The organism is Variovorax sp. YR752, assembly GCF_943372545.1.
Genome location: NZ_CALRZC010000340.1, coordinates 1 through 6,360 on the forward strand (window position 1 = coordinate 1; position 6,360 = coordinate 6,360).

1 protein-coding gene and 1 pseudogene are annotated in these 6,360 nt (G+C 68.4%); both read left to right on the forward strand.

All coding sequences use genetic code 11. The features are described 5' to 3' along the window. On the forward strand, positions 1-4,244 hold a 4,244-nt coding region (locus AAG801_RS39450), incomplete at its 5' end, for an OmpA family protein (RefSeq protein WP_341893330.1). Between the two features lie 44 nt (positions 4,245-4,288). Continuing rightward, positions 4,289-6,360 (forward strand): annotated as a pseudogene (locus AAG801_RS39455) (hypothetical protein); the annotation flags it as partial.

Consider the following 6,360-nt stretch of genomic DNA (forward strand, 5'->3'; position numbering starts at 1 on the left):
TCCACAAGGCCAACTTCATCATCACGAACTGCGATGAGAAGCGTGTGATCGCCGAAGTGGCCGCGCGCCGCGCCGCCATCGCTGCACGCCCCGACACCGAGGCCGAAGCGCAAGTGCGCCTGCGCCTGGACCTCGAAGGCAAGGTTGTGCCCGTGGGTGATGTGCGTGGCCTGCCCGCCACCGGCCAGGCACTGGCCAGCGGCAGCACCGGCGCCGTGCAAACGACCTCTGCACCGCTGATCGTGCTTCCAGTGGCCCCGGCCAACGCGAGCAGCTTCGTGAGCGGCGGTGGCGGCAGCATGGGTGGCACGCTGGGCGTGCAACCTGCGGCCCCGCTGGATGGGACCGTGCCTGCGATCCCGACCGGCAGCTTGTTCTCGCCCTTGAGTGGCCTGCCGACCTCCGGTCTTCCGTCGTCAACCACCAGTGGCTCTGCGACCGGTGTCGGCTCCCAAGCCATGCGCCCCATCGGCATGGGCGGTGCCATGTTGGAACCCCGCACCAATCCGCTACTGCCCCAAGCAGCGCCGAGTCCCATCGAACTCGAGACCCTGCTGCCCCAGCTCGAGAACAACACCCTGGCCTTCATCGGCCTGAAGGACCGCGACACCGTCGCCGGCCAGTCGATCAACGTGCGCGTCAAGGGCACGGCCGGCACCAGCCTGCGCCTGAGCGTCAACGGCACTGCATTGGAAGAGCGCCGCGTCGGCAAGAAGACCCAGCTGGCCTCCAAGAACATCGCTGCCTGGGAGTACATCGGCGTCGCCCTGCGCCCCGGTGTGAACACCCTCAAGCTCGAAGCGGTGGACGGCTTCGGCAACGTGCGTTCCTCGGCCGACGAGATCACCGTCATCGCCCCCGACAAGCTCGGCGCCATCGAGGTCGACCTGCCCGAGGTGGCCCGCGCCGACCTGCGCACGCCCGTCGTCGTCAAGGTGCGCCTGATCGATGCAGCCGGCGTGCCCGTCACCGCCCGCACCCAGCTCACGCTGGAGAGCGACCGCGGCCGCTGGATGACCGAAGACCTGAACCCCACCGAACCGGGTACGCAGGTCTTCATGGACGGAGGCACTGCCGAGTTCCAGTTGATGCCCCCGGGCGAACCCGGCGACGCCCGCCTGCGCGTGAGCGCCGGCACCTTCATCAAGGAAGTGCGCCTGGCGCTGCTGCCCGAGATGCGCCCCATGATCGGCGTGGGCATCGTCGAAGGCGTGCTGGACTTCACCAAGCGCGGCAAGCTGCCCATCGGCGCCATGCCCGCCGGTGCAGCCTTCGAAGCAGAACTGACCGGCCTCAAGGACGAGGGCACCAACAGCCGCGCTGCCGGACGCGCCGCCTTCTTCTTCAAGGGCACCGTCAAGGGCGAGTACCTGCTCACGGCCGCCTTCGACTCCGACAAGACCCGCAAGGACCGCCTCTTCCGCGACATCCGCCCCGACGAGTTCTATCCCATCTACGGCGACTCGGCGGTCAAGGGCTTCGACGCCCAGAGCACGCAAAAGCTCTACGTGCGCATCGACAAGAACCGCTCCTACCTGCTGTACGGCGACTTCACCACCGCCAGCAGCACCGAGGTGCGCAACCTGAGCCAGAGCAACCGGTCTCTGACGGGGCTGAAGCACGTGTACGAAGACGAGAACGTGCGCGCCACCAGCTATGTCTCGCGCACCGCGCAGACCCAGCAGGTCGAAGAGTTCCGCGCGCTGGGCACCTCGGGCCCGTACTACCTGAGCGCCAGCAACGGCGAGTTCGTGGACAACAGCGAGCAGATCGAGATCGTGGTGCGCGACCGCAACCAGCCCAACATCGTGCTGCAGCGCACGGCCGTGGCGCGCTTCGTGGACTACACGGTGGAGCCGCTGACGCGCCGCATTCTGTTCACGCACGCCATCGCGTCCATCGATGCGAACCTGAACCCGCAGTCGATCCGCGTCACCTACGAGGTCGACTCGGGCGGCCCCAAGTTCACCGTGGCCGGCACCGACGTGCAAGTGAAGATCGACGACCGTCTGCAGCTGGGCGTGGTCGCCTCCACTGACGAGAACCCGCAGAACAAGCGCAGGCTGATGGCGCTCACGGGCGTGGCGCGCATCGGCCAGAACACCAGCGTGGCCGGCGAAATGGTCAAGACCGAATCCGACGACAAGGGCAACGGCCATGGTGTGCGTGCGGAAGCGCGCTACCAGGACGAGAAGCTGGCCGTGGTGGCCCTGGCGGCCAAGACCAGCAACCGCTTCGACAACCCTGGCGCGAGCTTCGCGTCCGGCCACGCCGAGGTCTCGGCGCGGGCCGAATACCGCGTCGATCCCACCCTGGCCGTGCGTGCCGAGGCGCTATACAGCAAGGATGCGGCGCAAGTCGACGAGCGCAAGGGCACCACCGTGAGCGTGCAGAAGAAGCTCAGCGACAAGACGGTCGCCGAGGTGGGCCTGCGCCACGGCCAGAGCAACAACGCGCTGGGTTCGAGCTCGGGCTTCGACTACGGCCAGATCTCCACCTACAACGGCCAGATGGGCAGCAGCATCGGTGCCAACAGCGTGACGACCCTGGGCGCAGCCGCCGCAGCCGCGGGTGTGGACACCCAGAGCCAGACGACCGTGCGCGCGCGCCTGTCGACCGAAGTGCCCGGCGTGGCCGGTGCGCAGGTGTTCGTCGAAGGCGAGCAGGACATCAAGGACGGCAAGCGCCACGTGCTGGCCATCGGCGGCAACTACGCCATCACCGACAAGACCCGTGTCTATGGCCGCTACGAGCTGATCTCGACCCTGAACGGCCCCTACGAGCTGGACAGCACGCAGCGCAACAACACGGGCATCGTCGGCATCGAGAGCAACTACATGGAAGGCGGGCGCGTCTACAACGAGTACCGCATCGCCGACGGCGCCGAGGGGCGCGGGGTGCAGGCGGCCATCGGGGTGCGCAACACCTTCAAGATCAACGAGCAGATCCGCGTGACCGGGGGCATCGAGCACACGCGCGACATGAGCGGCTACAGCAACAGCGTGAACAGCGGGACGGGCTATGCGGGTGGCCTGGGCGAATCGACCGCGATCACCAGCGGCATCGAATACATCACCGACCGGATCAAGGCCTCGGGCGTGTACGAAGCCCGCCGCGGCGATGACGCGAACACGCGCCTGTTCAGCGCAGGATTCGGCTTCAAGCTCGATGCGTCCTGGAGCCTGCTGGCGCGCAGCATCGTGAGCGACAGCGAGGGCCAGGGCACCAACGCGGGCAACGAGCGCCACCTGCAGCGCCACCAGATCGGCATCGCCTACCGGCCGGTGGACGACGACACGTGGAATGCGCTGGCGCGCTACGAGCGCCGTTCGGAGAACGTGGTCGGTGCGGGCAATGCCGCCGGTGCGCTGCAGGGCAGCAGCGTCTTCGGAGCCGACAACGGTGCCAGCCTGCCGGGCAAGACGAGTGCCGACATCGTCTCGGCGCACGTGAACTACAACCCCGAGCCGGGCAAGGCCGTGATGGCGCGCTACGCCTTCAAGCTCAGCCGGGCCGATGACGGGTCGCTCGCCAGCAAGTACTGGGCGCACCTGGTGCAGGCGCGCTACACGCAGGACATCAACCAGGACTGGGACTTCGGGGTGCAGGCGGGCTTGCTGTACGGCAAGGGCGGGGCGCTGCAGAAGACGCTGGGCGTGGAAGTGGGCTACCAGGTGCAGAAGAACATGTGGGTGTCGGCGGGCTACAACTTCGTGGGGCTGAACGACCGGGACCTCACCGCCAATGAGTACACGAGCAAGGGCGCTTACGTCAGATTGCGCTTCAAGTTCGATGAGACGCATCTGGGGTTTGCTTCGGCGGGCGCGGATGTGAAGGCGGCCAAGGCGGAGAAGGCAGAGAAGGCAGAGAAGGTGGCGGCAGACGTCGCACCGCTGCCGATGCGCACGGTGCTGCAGGCCGAGGCGCTCTTCGAGCCCACGAAGTCCTTCATCAAGCCGCAGGCGCACGACACGCTGAACACGCTGGCCGCGCAGATCAAGGCGACCGAGGCTGAAGTGGTGATCCACATCAGCCACGCCGATGCACAAGGCAGCGCCGACGACCGCCAGCAGCTGATCGCGCAGCGGACCAACGCGGTGCGCAGCTATCTCATCGGACACGGCGTGGATGTGCTGCGCCTGCGCACCGACACCAAAGAAGACACGCAGCCCGTCGCGGGCGATGACCACAGCGCCAAGAGCCGTTGGGTCGTGATCGCCGCAGCCGCGCAAGAAACCCGCTGAACGAGACCATGATGCAAAGCCGAACGAGAAACGAAGCGGGTGGGATGGCGGTGCTTGGCCGGGTGCTGAAGGGAGTGTTCGCCACGGCGACGCTGTCGCTGGTCGCGATGACGGGCGCACAGGCCGCAGTCACCTCATGTACGCCGCAGGCGGGCTTCAACACCTGTGTGGCTTTCACCCATTCGGGCGCGGCACAGACCTTCACGGTGCCTGCGGGCGTGTCGTCGGCGCGCGTCACGATGTGGGGCGCCGGCGGTGGCGGTTCGTTGGCGGCAGGCGGCAACTCGGCCAACGGTGGCGCCGGTGGCTTCGCCGACGGGACCGTGTCGCTCACACCGGGCACCGCCATGGCGGTGACGGTGGGGCAGGGCGGGCGCAACGGGGGCACCGGCTCGACCTACGGCCGCGGCGGTGGCGGCGGCGCAGGCGCGAACGCAGGCGTCGCCGGCTCTTCCGGCGGCGGCATGAGTGCGCTGTGGAGCGGCAGCACGGAGTTTTCGACAGCCGCCGCACGACTGGTCGCAGGCGGTGGCGGCGGCAGCGCCTTCTGGACCGACGTCGGCAGCCCGGTGCCGGGCGGCGGTGGTGGCACCAACGGCGGGTCGTCCACCGGCACGGGCGGGCGAGGCGGTACCCAGTCCGCCGGCGGCGCGATCGGAACCCCGACGACTGCGGGGACGGCGTGCCCGGGCGGTTCCGCCGGCAGTGCCTTGCAGGGCGGCACCGGGTGTTCAGCTTCTGGGGGGACCGCTGTCCAGTACGAAGGCGGCGGCGGCGGTGGCGGCGGTTGGTTCGGCGGCGGCGGCGGCATGGCCCAGTGCAGCAACACGCCCAACCCCAGCACGGCCGGTTGTTCCTACAACGGACCGGGCGGTGGCGGCTCGGGCTTCATCGGCACGGGCGTCACTGGCGGCGTGCTCACTGCAGGGGCCAACGGCAGCTACTCGGTGAACTCCAATCCGGGCAACACGGGTGCGCCCTACCAGGCGGGTGTCGGCGTGGGCGGGTCGCGCAGCTCGTTGACCGGGGACACCGGCGGCAACGGCCTCGTGGTCATCCAGTTCAACGTGGTCACGCTGCAGCTCGCCAAGGCCTGGTCGACCGGCAGCAACACCGGTGACGTGGCGCGCATCGTGGCCACCACGGGCGGCAGCAACTTCTTCGGCGCCAGCAACACCGCGACCTTCACCGCGACGGCACCGACGGCCGGCAACAGCGGCACTGCGGTGGGCGTGAACATCGGCAACGTCATCACGCTGCCCGCCGAAACACTGACCTCGGGCACGCTGGCGAACTACAACACCGTGCTGTCGTGCACCGTGAACAGCGGCACCATGGCCAGCACGCTGAGCGGCACCAACGGACAGGTGAGCAACACGCTGACGATCGCCCTCGGCGACATCGGCAAGGCCATCGTCTGTACCTACACCAACACGCGCAAGACCGCGACCTTGCAACTGGCCAAGTCCTGGAACCCCACCAGCGTGACGGGCAACGTGGCGAACATCACCGCGACCACGGGCGGGGCGGCCAACACCGCCGCGTTCGCATCGACGGCACCGACGGCCAGCACCAGCACGACCGTGACCGTCGCTGCCGGCAACACGATCACGTTCCCGGCAGAAACCATGGCTTCGGGCGCACTGGCGAACTACACGACCGTGTTGTCGTGTACCGCTGGTGGCGGGCCGACGGCCAACACGCTGAGTGGCACCAACGGGCAAGCGACCAACTCGCTGGTGATCGGTGCGGCCGACGAGGGCAAGGCCATCGTCTGTACCTACAGGAACACGCCGAAGACCTCCACGCTGCAACTGGCCAAGGCGTGGGGCGCGAACAGCCTCACGGGCAACGTGGCGAGCATCGGCGTGTCGTCGGGCGGCACGAACAACACCGCGGCGTTCACGGCGACGGCGCCCTCGGCGGCGACCAGCGGCACGGCCGTGACCGTGGCCACGGGCAACACGATCACGCTGCCGGCCGAGACCCTGACCACGGGCACGCTGGCCAACTACAACACCGTGCTGGCGTGTACCGCAGATGGCAGCACCACGGCCAACACGCTGAGCGGCACCAACGGGCAGACCACCAACACGCTGGTGGTCGGTGCGGCCGA